At 66.4% G+C, this 18,469-nt stretch carries 17 protein-coding genes; 6 read left to right on the top strand and 11 right to left on the bottom strand.

What is annotated here, in order from left to right; translation table 11 throughout:
- Positions 1–9 precede the first annotated feature (9 nt).
- Both Q7J58_RS04935 and Q7J58_RS04930 read right to left on the bottom strand, forming a co-directional pair.
- Positions 10–303 (bottom strand): type II toxin-antitoxin system RelE/ParE family toxin, encoded by a 294-nt coding sequence (locus Q7J58_RS04935; protein ID WP_304824253.1) that lies wholly within the window; start codon positions 301–303, stop codon positions 10–12.
- Positions 291–605 (bottom strand): CopG family transcriptional regulator, encoded by a 315-nt coding sequence (locus Q7J58_RS04930; protein ID WP_304824250.1) that lies wholly within the window; start codon positions 603–605, stop codon positions 291–293. The genes Q7J58_RS04935 and Q7J58_RS04930 overlap by 13 nt, the downstream gene beginning before the upstream one ends.
- Before the next feature lie 171 nt (positions 606–776).
- Here Q7J58_RS04930 and Q7J58_RS04925 point away from each other — a divergent pair, with 171 nt between their 5' ends.
- The 5 genes from Q7J58_RS04925 to Q7J58_RS04905 all read left to right on the top strand — a co-directional run bounded on the left by Q7J58_RS04925 (position 777) and on the right by Q7J58_RS04905 (position 6,106).
- A complete protein-coding gene (locus tag Q7J58_RS04925; protein ID WP_304824247.1) occupies positions 777–2,252 on the top strand; it encodes a UbiA family prenyltransferase in 1,476 nt (491 codons plus the stop codon).
- 22 nt (positions 2,253–2,274) lie between these two features.
- The gene (locus tag Q7J58_RS04920; protein WP_304824244.1) at positions 2,275–2,634 is read left to right on the top strand and encodes an SMR family transporter; all 360 of its coding nucleotides are present in this window, start codon (positions 2,275–2,277) and stop codon (positions 2,632–2,634) included.
- Positions 2,635–2,678: 44 nt separating this feature from the next.
- Complete coding sequence (locus Q7J58_RS04915) at positions 2,679–4,229, top strand: glycosyltransferase family 39 protein (protein ID WP_304824241.1); 1,551 nt, start codon at positions 2,679–2,681, stop codon at positions 4,227–4,229.
- Positions 4,230–4,288: 59 nt separating this feature from the next.
- Entirely contained in the window at positions 4,289–5,665 is a 1,377-nt protein-coding gene (locus Q7J58_RS04910; protein WP_304824238.1) for a DUF389 domain-containing protein, read from the top strand.
- Between the two features lie 201 nt (positions 5,666–5,866).
- Positions 5,867–6,106, top strand: coding sequence for a ribbon-helix-helix domain-containing protein (locus Q7J58_RS04905; protein ID WP_304824235.1), 240 nt, complete (start codon positions 5,867–5,869; stop codon positions 6,104–6,106).
- Between the two features lie 88 nt (positions 6,107–6,194).
- Here the strand turns inward: Q7J58_RS04905 and Q7J58_RS04900 are convergent, their stop codons facing one another.
- The 8 genes from Q7J58_RS04900 to alr all read right to left on the bottom strand — a co-directional run bounded on the left by Q7J58_RS04900 (position 6,195) and on the right by alr (position 15,683).
- Positions 6,195–6,488 (bottom strand): metal-sensing transcriptional repressor, encoded by a 294-nt coding sequence (locus Q7J58_RS04900; RefSeq protein ID WP_304824232.1) that lies wholly within the window; start codon positions 6,486–6,488, stop codon positions 6,195–6,197.
- Positions 6,485–7,534 (bottom strand): SLAC1 anion channel family protein, encoded by a 1,050-nt coding sequence (locus Q7J58_RS04895; protein WP_304824230.1) that lies wholly within the window; start codon positions 7,532–7,534, stop codon positions 6,485–6,487. The genes Q7J58_RS04900 and Q7J58_RS04895 overlap by 4 nt, the downstream gene beginning before the upstream one ends.
- A 60-nt stretch (positions 7,535–7,594) precedes the next feature.
- Positions 7,595–7,825 carry a DUF2892 domain-containing protein gene (locus Q7J58_RS04890; RefSeq protein ID WP_304824227.1) on the bottom strand — a complete coding sequence of 77 codons (231 nt, stop codon included), beginning with the start codon at positions 7,823–7,825 and terminating at the stop codon, positions 7,595–7,597.
- A 36-nt stretch (positions 7,826–7,861) separates the two neighbouring features.
- Positions 7,862–11,140 (bottom strand): efflux RND transporter permease subunit, encoded by a 3,279-nt coding sequence (locus Q7J58_RS04885; RefSeq protein ID WP_304824224.1) that lies wholly within the window; start codon positions 11,138–11,140, stop codon positions 7,862–7,864.
- A 10-nt stretch (positions 11,141–11,150) separates the two neighbouring features.
- A complete protein-coding gene (locus Q7J58_RS04880) occupies positions 11,151–12,329 on the bottom strand; it encodes an efflux RND transporter periplasmic adaptor subunit (protein ID WP_304824221.1) in 1,179 nt (392 codons plus the stop codon).
- A gap of 159 nt (positions 12,330–12,488) precedes the next feature.
- On the bottom strand, positions 12,489–13,736 hold the full coding sequence (locus tag Q7J58_RS04875) for an MFS transporter (protein WP_304824219.1): 1,248 nt from the start codon (positions 13,734–13,736) through the stop codon (positions 12,489–12,491).
- 156 nt (positions 13,737–13,892) lie between these two features.
- Positions 13,893–14,342 (bottom strand): bacteriohemerythrin, encoded by a 450-nt coding sequence (locus Q7J58_RS04870; RefSeq protein ID WP_304824430.1) that lies wholly within the window; start codon positions 14,340–14,342, stop codon positions 13,893–13,895.
- Positions 14,343–14,549: 207 nt separating this feature from the next.
- Positions 14,550–15,683 (bottom strand): alanine racemase, encoded by a 1,134-nt coding sequence (gene alr, locus Q7J58_RS04865; RefSeq protein WP_304824216.1) that lies wholly within the window; start codon positions 15,681–15,683, stop codon positions 14,550–14,552.
- A 199-nt stretch (positions 15,684–15,882) separates the two neighbouring features.
- Here alr and lplT point away from each other — a divergent pair, with 199 nt between their 5' ends.
- Positions 15,883–17,166 (top strand): lysophospholipid transporter LplT, encoded by a 1,284-nt coding sequence (gene lplT / locus Q7J58_RS04860; RefSeq protein WP_304824213.1) that lies wholly within the window; start codon positions 15,883–15,885, stop codon positions 17,164–17,166.
- A gap of 18 nt (positions 17,167–17,184) precedes the next feature.
- Here the strand turns inward: lplT and Q7J58_RS04855 are convergent, their stop codons facing one another.
- Entirely contained in the window at positions 17,185–18,315 is a 1,131-nt protein-coding gene (locus Q7J58_RS04855) for a hypothetical protein (protein ID WP_304824210.1), read from the bottom strand.
- Positions 18,316–18,469 lie beyond the last annotated feature (154 nt).

Raw genomic sequence — 18,469 nt, 5'->3', positions numbered from 1 at the left:
CAGGCGCGCTCATTCAGACTGCTCTCGCTGGTGCCACACCCGAAGAATGACAACGGCATCGGCTTCTTGGTCGAACAGGTAGCGCACAACATACCCATAGGAACCAAAGGCAATGACGATTTCCCGCTGGTCTTGCTGCGTCGGTACGGGTCTGTAGATCGTTGGAAAACGCTGCACCTTTTCGAGGTGTTCAATGATCACCGCCTTGGCACGCGCCGCAGCCTCTACGCTCTTCGCTGCCAGAAAATTCTGCACTCTCTCCAGATCGTCGAGGGCCTCGGATGTCAGAACTAAACGTGGCATACAGGTTTTGGCAACTCGTCAGGTGTTCCCCACGACTTCATCCAGGCGATGGCCTCGTCACCCGTGACATGCAAGCCCGTGTCTTGGTAGTGCTTCCATGCCGCCTGCGCTTCCTGGTTGCGCTTCATGCGAGTTTCTTCCTGATCCAGGTAGGCCTCGATAGCCTCACGCGCCAGGGCGTGCGCAGGTCGGCGCTGCAGCTCGGCCAAGTTGCGCAAGCGCTGGCGCGATGATGGTGCAAGTTTGAGAGAGAGGGGCGTGGCCTTTGTCTCGGTCTGGGTGGCTGTTGCTTTGCTGTTCATGGTGTGACCTGCATATAGGTAAAGTTCAGTATATCCAGGGACTACCCTGAATCAAACCCAAGACAAAGTCGGCCGTCGCATCCCATGCGAACAGGCACCGCTGTCGCAGCGGCACAGCGGGCGCGGGCCTGCCGCCTAAAATGCCGCAGCACCCCCAACCGGACACCCAGCTTGCCGCCACACACCGCCACCGCCATGCCGCACGACACCAGCCCGCTGTATGTGGACCTGGACGGCACGCTCACGCTGTCCGACACGCTGTACGAGTCGGTCATGCTGTTGGTGCGGCGCAACCCGCTGAACCTGCTGCGCCTGCTGCTCTGGATGCTGCTGGGCAAGGCGGGTTTCAAGCACAAGCTGGCCGACGCGGTGCGCCCCGACCCCGCCCGACTGCCCTACCACGAGCGCTTTGTGCAGTACCTGCGCGACGAACACGCCCGCGGCCGCCCCCTGGTGCTGGCGAGTGCGGCGGACGCGCGCATCGTGGACGAGGTGGCGGCGCACTTCAAGTTCTTTGACGCGGTGCTGGGCACCCACGGCGGTGCGGGCGGCCCCAACCTGAGCCGTGCCCACAAGCGCGCCGCCATCGAGGCACACGCCCGCGCGGGCGGCCACACGCGCTGGACCTACGCCGGCAACAGCCGCGACGACCTGGCGGTGTGGCAAGGCAGCTCGCAGGCCGTGGCCGTGAACGCGCCGCCCGCCGTGGTGCGTGCGCTGCAACAACAACACCCGCAGGCGCGCGTGTTTGCCCAGGAGCCGCTGAAGCTCAAGACCGTGCTGCGCGCCATTCGCCTCAAACAGTGGTCCAAAAACGCGCTGCTGTTTCTGCCGCTGCTGGCCGCGCATTCGCTCGACCCGGAGCTCTGGGGGCTGGCTGTGCTGGCGTTTGTGGCGTTTGGCCTGTGCGCGTCGGCCACCTATTTGTTCAACGACCTGCTGGACCTGCCCAGCGACCGGGTGCACCGCCTCAAGCGCCACCGGCCGCTGGCCTCGGGTGCCCTCAGCATTGCGCTGGCGGTGGTGTTGGGGGTGGTGATGATGGCGCTGGCTTTTGGGCTGGCGCTGGCGGTGTCGGGTGGTTTTGCGGCCATGCTGCTGGCCTACACCGCCACCACACTCGGGTATTCGTTGTGGCTCAAGCGCGTGGCCCTGCTGGACGTGCTGGTTTTGTCGAGTTTGTACACGCTGCGCATTGGCGCGGGCGGGGTGGCCGTGGGCGTGGTGCCGTCCAACTGGCTGCTGGCGATTTCGATTTTTCTGTTTTTGAGCCTGGCCCTGGTCAAGCGCTGTGCCGAGCTGGAAGAGCTCGACGACGACCGCAGCGCCCTCGCGCCGGGGCGGGGCTACCAGCGGCGCGACCTGGCCTCGTTGCGGTCCATGGGTTTGTCCAGCGGCTTTCTGGCGGTGATGGTGCTCACGCTCTACATCGACAGCCAGAACAGCCAGGTGCTGTATGCGCAACCCGAGTGGCTGTGGGGTGCGGCGCCGGTGCTGCTGCTGTGGATCATGCGCATCTGGCTCAAGACCGGGCGGCGCGAGCTGCACGGCGAAGACCCGCTGCAATTCGCACTGCGCGATCCGTTCAGCTGGATCACGCTGGCCGTGATGAGCGCCATGGGCGTGGCCGCTACGGTGGGCATTTGAGACACCCCCCTGAAAAACCCCCATGAAATCCATCGCGCTGGGCCTGGCCCTGTTTTGTGTGTTGCTGTCCTCGGCCGCCCAACTGGCCATGAAGCGCGGCATGGGCGCCCCCGCCGGTGGCGACGTGGGCGCCACCTACCTGCACGCGCTCTCCAGCCCGCTGGTGTGGCTGGGCCTGGTGCTGTATGGCGCCAGCGCGGTGCTGTGGCTGTGGGTGCTGTCGCGGCTGGACGTGAGCCTGGCCTACCCGCTGGTGAGCCTGGGCTTTGTGGTCACGATGGGGCTGGGCGTGCTGTGGCTGGGCGAGCCGTTTTCGTGGCTGCGTGTGGCCGGCTGCACGCTCATTGTGGTGGGTGTGAGCCTGCTGGCCATGGATGCCTGAGGCCCCGATCTGGAACGTATTTTTGTTGTGAATGACGCATGGCCATGAACACTTCTGACCTCTCCCTCGCAGGCGCACGCCGGTTGTTCTGGGCCATGTTTGCGGCCACGCTGTTGCTCAAGACCGGGGTGGCGGCCACGTTCCCGATGACCGGGGACGAAGCCTTTTTCTACCAGTGGGGCGTGTTCCCGGCCTGGGGTTACTCCGACCACCCGCCCATGGTGGGTTGGCTGCTGGCGGTGCTGCACGGTATCAACGACCACCCGCTGGTGCTGCGCAGCGTGACGCTGCTGGTGACCAGCGCCATCGCGCTGCTGGTGGTCGATCTGCTGCGCCGCTTTTTGCCCGATGCGCGCGAGTCCAGCGCCTGGCTGGCCGGCGCGGTGTACCTGGCCATGCCGTGGTCCTGGATGTTTGTGTTGGTCACCACCGACACACCGCTGATCCTGTTCATAGCGCTCTCGGCCTACGCCTACCTGCGCGCGAGCGCCTGCACCGACCGAGGCACCGGCTGGTACGCGCTGGCGGGCCTGTTCGTGGGCTTGGCCTTTTTGTCCAAGTACTTCGCCGCCCTGCTTGGCCTGGCCTATGCGGTGCACGTGCTGGGCTGGCGGCGCGAGCGCTGGTGGGCGCTGCCGCTCATGCTGGTGCTGGCGCTGCCGTCCATCGGCATCAACCTGGGCTTCAACGCCACGCACGGCTGGAGCAATGTGATGTTCAACGTGTTCAACCGCCACGAGGGTTCGCACTGGCAGCTCAAGACGTTTGTGGTCTACGTTGGCATGGCGGTCTACCTGCTCACGCCCTGGTTGCTGTGGCAGGGCTGGCGTGCGCGCCCGGTGCCCGGCGTGTCGGCCAGCACGCAACGGGCCGCCGCCGTGCTGTGGCTGTTCCCCATTCTGCTGTTTGCGTTTTTGAGCCTGCGCCGCAGCGTGGGGCTGCACTGGGTGCTGGGTTTTGTGCCGCTGTTTGTGGTGTGGGCCGGGCTGAAGCTGGAGCCGCGCGCGCTGCGCCGCAGCCTGAACTGGACGCTGGCCCTGTCGGTGCCGCACCTGCTGCTGGTGGCCGCGCTGGCCTGGGTACCGCTGTCGCTGTGGCAGTCGAGCAAGCTCTATGAAAAAGCGGTGTTCCTGCGCGAAGCGCCGGCCATTGTGCAAGCGCTGCAGCACGACCTGCCCGCCGGCGCCACCCTCATGGCGCGCGCCTACAGCACCGCCAGCATGCTCGGTTACTTCCACACCGCCTATGTGCCGGTGTTTGGCGTGGGCCGCCACCACGCACGGCAAGACGATCAGCTGGTGGACTTTCGCACCCTGCAAGGCCAGCACCTGCGCATCCTGGATTTCAAGGAACCCCAGCTGAGCGACTTCACACCGTATTTCGAGCGCGTGAGCGTGAGCACGTTTGAGGTGGCGGGCGTGCGCTACTTTGCGGTGGACGGCGAGGGCTTTCGCTACCAGCCCTACCGCGACACGGTGCTGAGCACCATCGCCCGCGAGTTTCACAACATCCCGACCTGGCTGCCGCTGCTGGGCAACCCGTTTTGCGAGCGCTACGGGTTTGCCGAGTGCTCGCCCGGTGGGCCGGGGCGCTGAGCAGGCGCAGCTTTCACCGCCATGGGCTGGTGCCCGCTTTCCACCCCGCTTTCTGGTTCATGAACACCCGCATTTACCGTCTCTTCAACCTGCGCAGCGACCAGCAAGATGCCGACGTCATCGACGCCGCCTTGCGCAGCGGCGCCCAAGTGGTGGGCACCAACCTGTGGGTGCTGTTTTTCGCCATCCTCATCGCGTCGGTGGGGCTGAACGTCAACTCCACGGCGGTGATCATCGGCGCCATGCTGATCTCGCCACTGATGGGGCCTATCGTCGGTATCGGCTACGCCGCTGCGGTGGCCGACTTCAACCTCATCCGTGATGCCGCCAAGAACCTGGGCATTTTCACCGCGCTGAGCCTGATCACGTCAATCCTCTATTTCTCGCTGAGCCCGCTGGACCAGCCGCAAAGCGAACTGCTGGCACGCACCAGCCCCACGCTGTGGGACGTGTTGATTGCGGCCTTCGGCGGCGCGGCCGGCATGGTGGCGGTGACGCGGCGCAGCTTCAACAACATCGTGCCGGGCGTGGCCATTGCCACCGCCCTGATGCCGCCCTTGTGCACCGCAGGCTTTGGCATTGCCAACGGGCGCTGGGACTTCTTTCTTGGCGCCTTCTACCTGTATGTCATCAACAGCGTGTTCATCGCGGCGTCCACGTTGGCCGTGGCCAAGCTGCTGCGCCTGCCGCCACGCGGTGTGGTGAACGCCGCCACACGGCGGCGGCACCGCAGCATCATCGCGGCGGGCCTGACGCTGGTGCTGGTGCCCAGCATTTGGCTGGGCTACAAATTCGTGCAGAACGAGGTGTTCAACAACGCCGCACGCAACGTAGGCCACGAGCTGCTGTCCGACCCGCGTGTGCTGTCGTATGACATCGACGTCAAGGCCCGGCTGATCCGCCTGACCACCGTGGGCGACCGCGACCGGGAACAGCTGCGCGAACAGGCCCAGGCGGCCCTGCGCCGCAACGGCTTGCCCGAAGCACAGGTGGAATTGCGCCGCACCGGCGATGAGGCCCTGGACGTGGGCGCTCTGCGCAAAGACCTGACCGAAGAACTGCAACGCACCCTGGTGGCCCAGGTGCAAAAAAACGACGCCAAGGTGCGCGTGCTGGAAGCACAGCTGGCACAAACCCTGAAGCGGCTGGAAGAACCGCCAGCCCCCGCCCCCTTGCCGCGCGACTTGCTGGAAAGCGAGATTCGCGCACAGCTGCCGCAGGTGCGCGCGGCTTACCTGGCCGAACCCTTGGCGCCGGTTGCGGCGTCTGACGCTGCTGCCACCGCTGCACCCACCACGGCCCTGGTGGTGGTGACGGTGGAGCGAGCGCTGTCGGCCCGCGAACGCGCCACCCTGGCCCGCTGGCTGGCTCTGCGCCTGGAGCGCAAAGAGGTCATCGTCATTGACCACTTGGTGCGTGCTGCGCGCAGCCGCTGACCTCCTCCCCGCCCTGAAGGACTGGGCTTCCCGCGCATTGGGGCGATCGGGGGTATACCGCATATCGGCGCTGTGCGCGATGGCGGTTTGCCAAAGTTTCGCCCGTCGAGCGTTGGATGAAGCCCACCCTGGCGCGCTTGTTCGAATCGACATATAAAAACAACACACCCAAACACCCAAATGCTTGGCACTGGAGAAACCATGGATTCCGTCCGCTGGAATATCGCTGTGTCGCCAGAAACAGATCAATCCGTGCGCATGTTCATTGCCGCACAGGGCGGCGGTCGCAAAGGCGACCTGTCGCGCTTCATCGAGGAGGCTGTACGAGCCTACCTGCTGGACCAGGCCGTAGAACAAGCCAAGACCGCTGCCGCCGGCATGGGGGCGTCTGAACTCACCGACCTCATCGACGAGGCGGTGCAATGGGCGCGTCAACACTGATGCGATGGCGATCAACGATCCGAATTTACCGTGAGCATGAGAAGCGCAGCCCCACACAAGCCATCAGCGCCCGGGCCGCTGCCCAAGCTCAGCGCGCCCGCCCCAATCGGTTTTGCAGCCGGTCCAGCACCTCGGTCACGCGCTGCGCTCCTTCGGTTGAAGGTTGCTGCAGTTCTTGCTCGGCCACCGCGAGGTTGAGCCGCACGTAGGTGCTGTCCAGCGCGTGGCGCGTGGCCAGCAGTTGCTGCGCGATCTTGGCGCAGTCGGCGCCTTCGTCCAGCAGCTTTTGCAGCCCGCGCACCTGGCCCTCGGCCCGGCGCAGGCGGTGCACCAGCTCGGCCTTGCGCTCGGCAGGCAGGTGCTGGGCGGGTGTGTTGCTCATGCCGACACGGGAATGATGTTGGCCACCGGTTCGGGCGCCAGCAAGGTGCCGTCGCGCAGGCCGCGCACGGTGGCAAAGGCCAGCCACAGCACCACCATGGAGGTGGCGGCCAGCAGCAACACGCCCGCGTTTTGCAGCGTGCCGTGCCAGCCGCTGTTGGGCTGCAGTTGGGCCAGGCGCAGGGTGAGCGTGGTGAACGCCGCCAGCGGGAACGACAGCGCCCAGAAGGGCACGCCAAACGGCTGCGCCACGATGCGTTTGACCACCGGCGCCGTCCACAACAGGAAGAACAGGCCCACGCCCCACAGCGCCTGCACCGCCGGGAGCGGTGCCTGCATTTGCGCCAGCACCAGGCCAATGACGGCGGGTGGTGCGATGGTGATGAACCAGGCCGGCAGCACGCGCTCGGGCAGCGGGCTGTGGGCGATGCGCCGCACCAGCGTGAGCAACAGCACCAGCGGCCAGAAGAACACGCCAATGCCCATTTGCGCCGCCGACCAGCCGTCGATGCCCAGCGGCATGCCCGCCAGCGGGGCCACCACATTGCCCACCACCGGGATCAGCAGCACCGGCGTAACCGCCGGCCACAACCCGGTGTTGCCCGGCCCTTGGCCCGGCTGCGCCGAGGCGGCGGGCGCGATCCAGCGGCCCAGCACCCACAGCGTGGCCCAGAGCTGTGTCACGCTGCCCAGCCACCACACGCCGCGCCACACCGTGGCCCAACCGCCGCTGGCCCCACCCAGGGCCACGCCCACGGTGGCCAGCAACAGCAACGACACCGGCAGCGCCGCCACAAAGGCGTGGCGCACCGGGTGCTTCAGGTCTTCCGCCAGCGCCTGCGGGTGGCGCACCATGCGCAACACCGAAGCCACCAGCAACACGCCGAACACCAGCACCGCCAGCCCGCCCAGCACCAGCGCGATGCCGGTGGCCATGTCACCCAGGGCGGCCTGGGCGCTGTGCCAGGCCAGTGCCAGCCCGCACAAGCCCATGACCAGCGAGAACCAGCCGGGCATGAGGAATTTCAACGGGGTAGGTGAAGACATGGTGGCCTTTGGTGACGTCGCTGAGATGGGACCGGAGTTGGAAGCTCCGGTTACTGCGCCTTACTTGGCAGCGCTGCAAGCGATTTTGCTTTCGGGCACGCCCAGGGCTTTCAAAATCAGCGCCAGCGGGCAGAAGTTGGTGAAGCCAAACTGGAACAGGTTGAAACCGACAAAGGCGGTGAAGGCCAGGAACCAAGGGCTCACAAACAAGGGGCTGGCTTCCACGCCCAGCGCCAGCGAGAACATGATGAACAGGCCAGCGATCACACGGATGTAACGTTCAACGGTCATTTCAAACTCCTAAAGAAAAACACAGTGGGGGAAAAATCAGGTGGCCGCAGAGGCCAGCGCTTCGTACTTTTTGCGGTACACAGCGAAATACAGCACCGGAATCACCACCAGCGTCAGCAGCGTGGACACGGCAATGCCAAAGATGAGCGAAATCGCCAGGCCGTTGAAGATCGGGTCGTCCAGGATGAAGAAGGCGCCCATCATGGCGGCCAGGCCGGTGAGGGCAATGGGCTGGGCGCGCACGGCGGCGGACTGCACCACGGCCTGCGCAAACGGCACGCCGCGCCGGGTTTCCAGCTCGATGAAGTCGACCAGCAAGATGGAGTTGCGCACGATGATGCCGGCCAGCGCAATCATGCCGATCATGCTGGTCGCGGTGTATTGCGCGTTGAGCAGCGCGTGGCCGGGCATGACGCCAATGATGGTGAGCGGAATGGGCGCCATGATGATCAGCGGCGTGACGTAGCTCTTGAACTGCGCCACCACCAGCAGGTAAATCAGGATCAGGCCCACGCCGTAGGCCGCACCCATGTCGCGGAAGGTTTCATAGGTGATCTGCCACTCGCCGTCCCACTTCACCGCGTACTGGCGGTACGGGTCTTTGGGCTGGCTGATCCAGTACTCGCCGAGTTCGCCGGTGTTGGGCAGCGCGGCGGCGTCCATGCGGCTGCGGATGCCGAACAGGCCGTACAGCGGCGAGTCCAGCTTGCCCGCCATGTCGCCCATCACGTAGGTCACGGGCAGCATGTTTTTGGTGAAGCGCGGCTGGTCGATCACACCGCGCTCCACCGTCACCAGTTCGGACAGCGGCACCATGGCGCCGTTGGCGGCTTTCAGCGGCAGCGCCAGCAACGCATCAAGGCCGACCTGCTGGTCCAACGGCAGCTGCAGGCGCACCGGCACCGCAAACTTGGCGTGGCCGTCGTGCAGGTAGGCGGCGTCGGAGCCTGAGAGCGCGGCGTACACCGTTTGCGCAATCACCTGCACCGGAATGCCCAGCGACTCGGCGCGCTGGCGCTGGATGCGCAGGAAGGCGCGCGGGGCGTGCTCTTTCAGCGAGGTGTCCACGCCCACGATGTCGGGCGTCTCGGCATAGGCCTGGGCCACGCGCAGGGCGAGTTCGGCGCGGCCTGCCTCGTCCGGGCCATAGACCTCGGCCACGATGGGCGACATGACGGGCGGGCCGGGCGGCACTTCCACCACCTTGATGCGCGCACCGTGCACCGCCGCGATTTTTTCCAGATCGGGGCGGTGGCGCTGCGCAATGGCGTGGCTCTTTTCGCTGCGGTGCGCGGCGTCGGTCAGGTTGATCTGCAGGTCGCCACTTTCCACGTCGGCGCGCAGGTAGTACTGGCGCACCAGGCCGTTGAAGGTGATGGGGCTGGCGGTGCCGGCGTAGCCTTGCACGTTGGCCACCTCGGGCTGCTGGGCGAGCCAGGCGGTCATGTCTTGCAGCGCGGCGGCGGTGTTTTCCAGCGGGGTGCCGGCGGGCATGTCGAGCACCACCTGGTACTCGCTCTTGTTGTCAAAGGGCAGCATTTTCAGCACCACCCACTGCACCAGCGCCAGGCCCACCGACAGCAGCAGCGCCACCAGAATGCCGGCCAGCAGCAGCCAGCGCTTGCGCGCGCTTTGCAGCAACGGCGTGAGCACGCGCGTGAAGGTGTTTTGCAGGGCGTTGGTGAGCTTGCTTGGGCCGTGCGCGGCGTGACCCGCGCCCGTCTTCGTGAGCTTGAGTGCAAGCCATGGCGTGACCGTGAAGGCAATGGCCAGCGAGATCCCCATGCCCATGCTGGCGTTGATCGGGATCGGGCTCATGTAAGGGCCCATCAGCCCGGTCACGAAGGCCATGGGCAGCAGCGCCGCGATGACGGTGAAGGTGGCCAAAATGGTGGGGCCACCCACCTCGTCCACGGCGCGCGGGATGATGACCGACAGCGGCACATCGGGTGTGAGCTGGCGGTGGCGGTGGATGTTTTCCACCACCACGATCGCGTCGTCCACCAGAATGCCGATGGAGAAAATGAGCGCAAACAGCGACACGCGGTTGAGCGTGAAGCCCCAGGCCCAGCTGGCAAACAGCGTGGCCGTGAGTGTGAGGATCACCGCGGCGCCCACGATGATGGCCTCGCGCCGGCCCAGCGCCAGACCCACCAGAATGATCACGCTGCCGGTGGCAAAAATCAGCTTCTGGATCAGTTTGTAGGCCTTGTCGGCGGCGGTCTGGCCGTAGTCGCGGGTGATGGCCACTTCCACGTCGTCCGGAATGATGGTGTTCTTCAGGTTGTCCAGCCGCTCGCGCACGCCAGCGGCCACGTCCACCGCGTTTTCACCGGGTTTCTTGGTCACGGTGATGGTCACGGCCGGGTGGTTCTGGCCTTGCTGACCGGGGTGGGCCGCGTCGGCCGCACCGGGGGTGAACCACACGTAGCGCTTGGGCAGCTGCGCACCGGCCTCGACCCGCGCCACTTCGCGCAGGTAAATGGGGCGGCCGTTGGAAACACCGACCACGATGTCGCCCACGTCTTTTTCGTTCTGCAAGAACTCGCCGGTTTCCACCGACAACATGCCGGGCTCGCCCGCGGCCGCGTTGGGGTTGATGACCGCGCCCGAGGGCAGCGCCTGGTTGGCCGACGCAATGGCACCGTGCAGCGTTTGCACACTCACACCACGCTCGCGCAGGCGGGCGGGGTCGAGCCACACATGCACCGCGCGGCCGGGGCCGCCAATGGTGACCACCTCGCGCGTGCCGGGCACGCGCTTGAGCTCGGTTTCCACCGCGTGGGCCACGCGCTCCAGGTCGTGTGCGCTTTGGGCGTCTTTCGTCCACAGCGTGGCGGCCAGCACCGGCACATCGTCAATGCCTTTGGGCTTGACGATGGGGGTGAGCACGCCCAGGCCCTGGGGCAGCCAGTCCTGGTTGGCGTTGAGCACGTCGTACAGCCGCACCAGCGCTTCGGTGCGCGGCACACCCACCTGGAACTGCACGGTGAGCACGGCCACGCCGGGGCGCGACACCGAGTAGGTGTGCTCAATGCCCTGGATTTGCGAGAGCACGTGTTCGGCCGGCGCGGCCACCATTTTTTCCACGTCGGCGCTGGAAGCCCCCGGGAAGGGAATCAGCACGTTGGCCATGGTCACGTTGATCTGCGGCTCTTCTTCGCGCGGCGTGACCAGCACGGCGAACAGGCCCAGCAGCAAGGCCACCAGCGCCAGCAGCGGCGTGATGGCGTTGGCCTGGAACATGCGCGCCACCGAGCCCGAAAAGCCCAGCTTTTCAGGGGTGGCGTTGGAGGGGGTTTCGGGGTGGCTCATGGCGGCGTCCTTACTGGGCAGCGGGCACAGCGCCCGACAGGCCGGCCCGCACCGGGTCCAGCGCCACGCGGTCACCGGCCTTCAGACCGGCCAACACCTCCACCCCAGCGCTGCCGTGGGCAGCGCCGGTGCGCACCGCGCGCAGCGCAAACCCGGCTGGCTGGCCTTCGCCCTTGCTCGACACCACATACACGCCGGTGAGTTCACCCCGGCGCAGCAGGGCTGCCTCGGGCACCAGCAGGCGCTGGCTGTCGGGCTGGGCGGTGCCACCCACAAAGCGCACGCGCACCTGGCGCCCGGGCACCTGGCCCGCGCCGTCGGCGGCGCTCAGGTCCAGGCGCCATTCCACGGTTTGCGACACCGGGTCGGCCGCGGGCAGGCTGGTCTGGCTGGCGGGGGTCACCCAGCGCTCGGTGCCGGGCAGCTGCACTTCAATGCGCTGGGCCTGTTGGGCCAGGGTTTGCTGCGAGGCGGGCACATGCACCACCGCGCGAATGGGTTGCGGTGCGTACACCGTGAGCACCGGCGCCCCGGGCATGGCCAAGCCGCCCGCTTCGGCGTGGGTGGCCAACACCCAGCCGTCGTACGGCGCGGTCAGGCGCGTGAAACCCTGGGCCACACCGGCCTGCGTTTGCCCGGCGCGGGCGGCGGCCACACCGGCCTGCGCCGCCTTCAGCTGGGCCTGCGCGGTGTCCAGCGCAGCCTGGGCCACAAAGCCCTGGGCGCGCAGGTCGCGGGTGCGTTCAAAGTGGGCCTTGGCGTTGGCCAGGTTGGCGTCGGCTTCGGCAAAACCGGCCTGCGCCTGGGCCACACCGGCCTGGGTGGCGCGGTCGTCGATCACGGCCAGCACCTGGCCGGCCTTTACCCGGTCGCCGGCTTTCACCGACAGGCTGGCGATGCGGCCACTGGCCTGGGCCGACAGCACGCTCTGGCGCACCGCCTGCAAGCTGCCGTCGAGCGCCACACCGGCGCCCACCGCTTGCGCACCCACCACCACCACGGGCACCTGTGGCGCACCGGCTGCGGCCTGCGCGTGCACCCCGCTGGCGGTGAACAGGGCGGCGCCGGTCACCAAAGCCAGCGACAAACCCGCCAGCACCCAGCGGCGCCGGGCCTGTGGATGGGGTACCCAGGCTTGCGCACGGGCCACGAGAGGCTGGGTGAAACGGGCGGTTTTCCGGGGGATCATGGTGCGGTTCTCCTATACGGCCTGCAGTATACATTGATACCCCTGGGGGTACAAGATGGGCGCACGATGACAGGGGTCTGGTGCGTCTTCAGGCCCGATGGGCTGCGCGCTCCAAAGGGTCTGGCAAAAAGAACAATGCGGCGTTGGGCTTAAAAGCCGTCAAGCCGGAAACCCCGCCAGTGTGCGCTTGTGCAGCCGACCCAGCTGCCAGACGCAGCCGACAAACGCCACAGAGGCCAGCACCAGCGTCGCATAAGCCACGCGCAGGCCCAAGCTTTCGGCCAGTTCGCCCATGAGCAAGGCGGCCAGCTGCGCACCCACGGTGAAGGCGATCATGAGCAGGGCCGAGAGGCGCGGCGCCTCTTGCGGGAAACCGCGCAAAGCGCTGCCCAGCAAAATGGGAAACGCCACCGACACACCGAGGCCCGCCGCAAAATTGCACAGCGCCAGCCACACAAACGGCGCGCCCGTTGGGCTGAACCACAAGGCCGCCAGGGCCGCACTGGCCAGCGTGCCCAGCCGGAAAATCTTCTGCTCCAGCGACCAGCGGCTGTGGCCAAACGCCTGCCACACCCGGCCCACCACCATACCGGCCATGAGAAAACCCAACGCCAGCCGGGCGCTTTGCTCGTGCAGGCCGAGCGATTCGGTGGCGAAGCTCACAAACCAGAAATACTGACCCCATTCTGTGAGGCCGCTGCACACCCCGGCCAGCAGGACCCAGCGCACCAGCGGCTGGCGCAGCAGCCCCGCGTAGCCCAACGGGCGGCGGCTGGCGCGGGGCTCGGTGGCGTCGGCATGGACCTGGAACCGCACACCGCGCAGCCGGGAACGCTGCAGCGTCATGACCAGCATCACCAGCGCCAGCACGCCAAACACCGCGTACGGCGCGCGCCACTGGGGCGAAAACAGCAGCACCGCCGCCACCAGCAGCGGCGACAGCACACTGCCCAGGCTGTAGGCCACGTCCACCAGGCTGATGATGCGGGTGCGCAGTTCGGGCTCGTCGCTCATTTCGGCCAGCAGGCCGTGGCCGAGCGTGAACAAGGCGGTCTCGAAGGTGGCGATGGTGGCCATGAAGAAAGCCAGCCAGCCAAAACTGGGTGCCCACAACACCCCCACCAGCCCGCCCACCACGAGCACGGTGTAGCCCAGCAGCAGCTTCTGCGGCGGGAAGCGCTTGGCAATGGCGCCGCCCAGCAGCGAACCCGCCGCGCCCCCGGCGCTCCACAGCGCCATGAGCCAACCGATCTGCTGGAACGACACGCCCATTTGCGCGCGCAGATTGGGCGTGACCGCCCCCAGCAGAGCACCAAAGATGCCCCAGGTGACCGCGCTGTACAAAATGACCCAGGCCACAAAAGGCAGGCCCAGAAACATGGCCAGGGGAGAGCGGGAGGGGTTCAAGGCAGGGCTTTCGGTGCGGGGGTTGCGAGACAATGCAATCGATTGTCCCGCGCCAAGCAACACCCAAGCCGGCCACGTGTGAAAAAGAACCCGCTTTGTAACCAGCCAACCACCCAGGCCTCTGCGGCGAGCGTGCATCGGGTTTAGCCCACGCGCCTACGTCATCCCGTTTGCCCCGAAGAAGGACACGTAGGCCTTGTCGGTTTTCATGATGTGCTGGATCAGCCAGCTCTTCAGCAACTCCAGCGCCTCGCCCGAGGCGATCTCTCCGTCCTCATGCTTGTGCAGCAGGCCGGAGATCTTGGCGGTAAAGACGTTGTGCTGGGCTTTGTGTGCGGCGGTTTCCGGATATCCGAACCGCTCGAAGAGCTCTTCTTCCATGATGAAGTGGTTGAACGTGTAATCCACCAGTCCTTCGAGAATGTCGCCGACCACCGCAGGGTCCGACTGGGGCTTGCTCAGCTCGTCGTGGAGACGGTTCGTTGCCTCGACAAGCCACTTGTGCTGCGAGTCGATTTCGCTGATTCCCGTCAACAGTTCGTCATTCCAGGGCATGAACATCTTGTTCTCCGCTTTGATGAGAAATGGCAGGTTGCCACCGATCATGTCGATCACCCGCGACATTAAAACCCGATGCGGAATAAGAAATCAAGAGCACAAATCAAAGAGTGCACCGCTTTGGGGCGCTTCTGCACCTTTGACCTGACCCGCACGCACACACCAGTGCGGTCGCTGAAATGCCAGGCCGTTGGCCGCACACTGGATGTCGGCCCACCACACACGCAGCCCTGCCCAGCAGCGCATATGGGGGCATCAATTGAACGGCACCCGTGGTGCCACCGCACACAACAACTCATAGGAAATGGTGCCCGCCGCTGCCGCCACCTCGTCCACCGGCAGCACAGCGCCCGATGTGCTCACGCCCCACAAGACCACTTCAGCGCCCACGCCACAGGCCACGCCCAGGGCGTCCAGCGGGGCCAGATCGACCGTGATCATGTCCATGCTGACGCGGCCGACCACGCGGGTGCGCACACCGGCCACCAGCACCGGTGTGCCGGTGGGCGCGTGGCGTGGGTAGCCGTCGGCGTAGCCGCAGGCCACCACGCCGATGCGCTGCGGCGCCGCAGCGGTGTAGGTGGAACCGTATCCCACGGTGTCGCCGGCCTGCAGTTGCTGCACCCCGATCAGGCGGCTGGACAGCGTCATGGCGGGCTGCAAGCCCCAGTCGGCGGCGGTGCGCTGCGGGTGGTCGGGCGCGCTGCCGTAGGTGGCAATGCCCGAGCGCACCCAGTCGGCGCTCAGGGTTTCGGTGGCGGGCGCGGTGGGGTCTACCCGCAGCGCCTGCCGGGCAAAGCGCAGCGTGGCCGCGCTGTTGCACAGGGTGCGCTCACCGGGTAAGTCGGCGGTGGCGGCCTCAAAGGCCGCCACCTGGTGGGCCATGCCACGCGGGCCGTCGGCGTCGCTGAAGTGGGTCATGAGCGAGATTTCTTCCACCTGCGGCAGCGCGTTGAGCCGCGCCCAGGCGGCACGAAAGGCGGTTGGCGTGAAGCCCAGGCGGTTCATGCCGCTGTTGAGCTTGAGGAACACGCGGTGGGGCAACTGCGTTTTGTGCGCCGCCAGCCAGTCGATCTGCTCGCTGCAGTGCACCGTGTGCCACAGGTGCAGGCGCGAACACAGCTCCAGGTCGCGCGGCTCGAACACGCCTTCGAGCAACAGAATGGGGCCGCGCCAATCGAGCGTCCGGATGCGCTCGGCCTCGGCCAGGTCGAGCAGGGCAAAGCCGTCGGCGCTGCGCAGCGCGTCAAAGGTGCGCTCAATGCCATGCCCGTAGGCGTTGGCCTTGACGACCGCCCAGACGCGGGCGTCGGGCGCGCAGTCGCGGGCGCGCTGCAGGTTGTGGCGCAAAGCGTCGGGGTGCACGGTGGCAAGAATGGGACGGGGCATGGCAATTGGCAGGGAACGGACGGCAACCAGAGGGCAAAGGCCTGCGGCCAGGGGCGAGGTACCGGGTGTTTACAGACGGTCACAAGTGGCGTGCTATAACCCGGCATCCTCGGAGACACGCCGACTTTCGCATAAAAAAGCCGCATCAGGCCACCCCACCAGCGTCCTCTGGCGTGGCCCGGCACACAAAATCATCCCCATGAAGCGCGGCTTCTACACCATCATGACGGCGCAGTTTTTCAGCTCTCTGGCTGACAACGCGTTGTTCGTCGCCGCCATCGAACTGCTGCGCACGCGCGGCGCACCCGAATGGCAGAGCGCGGCCCTGGTGCCGCTGTTTGCCTTGTTTTATGTGGTGTTGGCGCCCTTCGTGGGCGCTTTTGCCGACGCCAGGCCCAAAGGCCAGGTCATGTTCATCAGCAACGCCATCAAGGTGGTGGGCTGCCTGATGATGCTGGCGGGCGTGCACCCGCTGCTGGCCTACACCCTGGTGGGCCTGGGTGCAGCGGCTTATTCGCCGGCCAAATACGGCATCCTGACCGAATTGCTGCCGCCGTCACAACTGGTCAAGGCCAACGGCTGGATCGAAGGGCTGACGATTGCTTCCATCATCCTGGGCGTGCTGCTGGGTGGCCAGCTGGTGGGGCCGTGGCTGTCCGGGCTGTTGCTGTCCATCGACATACCGGGCCTGGACACCGGCGTTGACAGCGCAGCCCAGGCGGCCATTGGGGTGCTGGTGCTGGTGTACGTGGTGGCGTCCATTTTCAACCTGCGCATACCGCTGACCGGCGTGACGCCGCGGCCCATGCCCCAAAACCCGCTGGCCCTGGTGCCCGACTTCTGGCGCTGCAACAGCCGCCTGTGGCGTGACCGCCTGGGCCAGATTTCGCTGGCCACGACCACGCTGTTCTGGGGTGTCTCGGGCAACCTGCGCTACATCGTGCTGGCCTGGGCCGGCGCCGCGATGGGCTACAGCACCACGCAGGCATCGAGCCTGGTGGGGGTGGTCGCGCTGGGCACCGCCGTGGGCGCGGTGGTGGCCTCAATGCGCATGCGGCTGGACCAGGCGACGCGGGTGATGCCGCTGGGCATTGGCATGGGGCTGCTGGTGATTTTGATGAACTTCATCGACAACGTGTGGGTGGCGGCGCCGTTTTTGGTGCTGCTGGGCGGCCTGGGCGGCTTTTTGGTGGTGCCCATGAACGCGCTGCTGCAGCACCGCGGCCACAACCTGATGGGCGCGGGCCGTTCCATTGCGGTGCAGAACTTCAACGAACAGGCCTGCATCCTGATGCTGGGCGCCCTCTACAGCTTCTCCACCGCAGCGGGCTGGTCGGCGTTCATGGCCATCACCGCGTTCGGTGTGCTGGTGTCCGGCTTCATGGGGGTGATTGCGCTGTGGCACCGCCACAACGAGCGCACGCATCCGCACGAGCTGGAGCGTCTGCTGGCCATTGCCCGGCGCGACGACCTGCACGGCTGAGTCCACCCCAACACAGTCTCAGCACCCGATGTCGGTTTTTGCAAACGCCCGCTGGCTCAGCAGCCGGTGCTGTGCCAGGCAGTTGTAGAGATCCACTTCACCCACCGCACGGGAAAAGTAAGCGTCGCAGCCGGCCAACCCGGCCTTCATGCGGTCCATGCTGCCGGCGGTGGGCGCAAACATGATCACCACCGGCGACTGGCCGTTGGCCAGTTTGTGCTGCTTGACGCTGCGGCAGACCTGGTAAACGTCGGGGCCGCCGTTGAGGCGGTCAATCACCACCAGCCGGTAAGGATGCGTTTTGAGCATCTGCAGCGCTTGCCCCGCTTCGCGCAACCAGTCGATGGACAGGCCGTAGCGCTGGAACCGCTGGTACAAAATGCGTCCTTCCACCAGGCTTTCGGCCAGCAGCAGCGTATCGCCACGCTGCCCTGAGGGTTCTGGGGGTTTGGTCGCATCGGGTGCAGAAACCGGGAAAGACGCGGTTTGGGTCCGGGACGAAGGCACCGCCCCCACTGACCGTGCATCCAGGCCGCCAAAATCGGTCAACCGCACCACGCCGGGACGCACAGATGAGGCCGATACCGCCGCCACCGCAGGGTCAACAGCGAGGGTGAGCAGCGGCGGTTCCGATGCCATGCCCTTGCCATGCCCGACGGGTGGGCGTGTGCAGGGAGCCCCTGTCGCGGCGTCTTGCGCGGGGGGGCGGATGGAAGGCCATGCCTTCTCCGCGCAGGGGCTCGATCTGGCCGCCGGAGCAAACAACCGGGTCAGATCGCCCACGGGCAGCGGCTGGGTAGGGGCAAAACCCCGCTCCATGTCGACCACGGAAAGCCTGCGAACGGGCTCCACAGCACCGGTTCGATGGACGCCAGCGCGCGTGCCTGTATCCACCCCTTGGCTGGACGGCGCAGCCTCCAGCCTGGCAGGGGCTGCAGGTTGGCGAGCAACGCCCTTTTGATGCACCTTCACCAAGGCATCCAGGGCCGCCAGCACCGCCATTCCTTTCACCGGCTTGTGCTGCACCGGCCAGCCGGTGCCATGGTCGCTGCGGCCCAGCAGCAACACCTGGCCCGGCAGTTCGGCGTAGCGCACCAGGTGCAGGGCCTGAGGATGGTCGGCGTTGACGATCAGAATCTGAGCGTTCATGACCTCGTCCTGCATCCGGTAACCCGGCGGTCGGCGGGCAGCGAGTCGAAAGAAATGGTCGAAAGCCACAGACTCGTTGTGGGTAAACCCGACCAAAGCCACCGAGTACACACCGCCCATGCAGACACCCCAAAGTAAAAAACGGACACCGTTG

The sequence above is a fragment of the Hydrogenophaga sp. genome, assembly GCF_030656115.1.
Classification (GTDB): domain Bacteria; phylum Pseudomonadota; class Gammaproteobacteria; order Burkholderiales; family Burkholderiaceae_C; genus Hydrogenophaga.
This window is presented reverse-complemented; position numbering and strand designations above follow the sequence as displayed.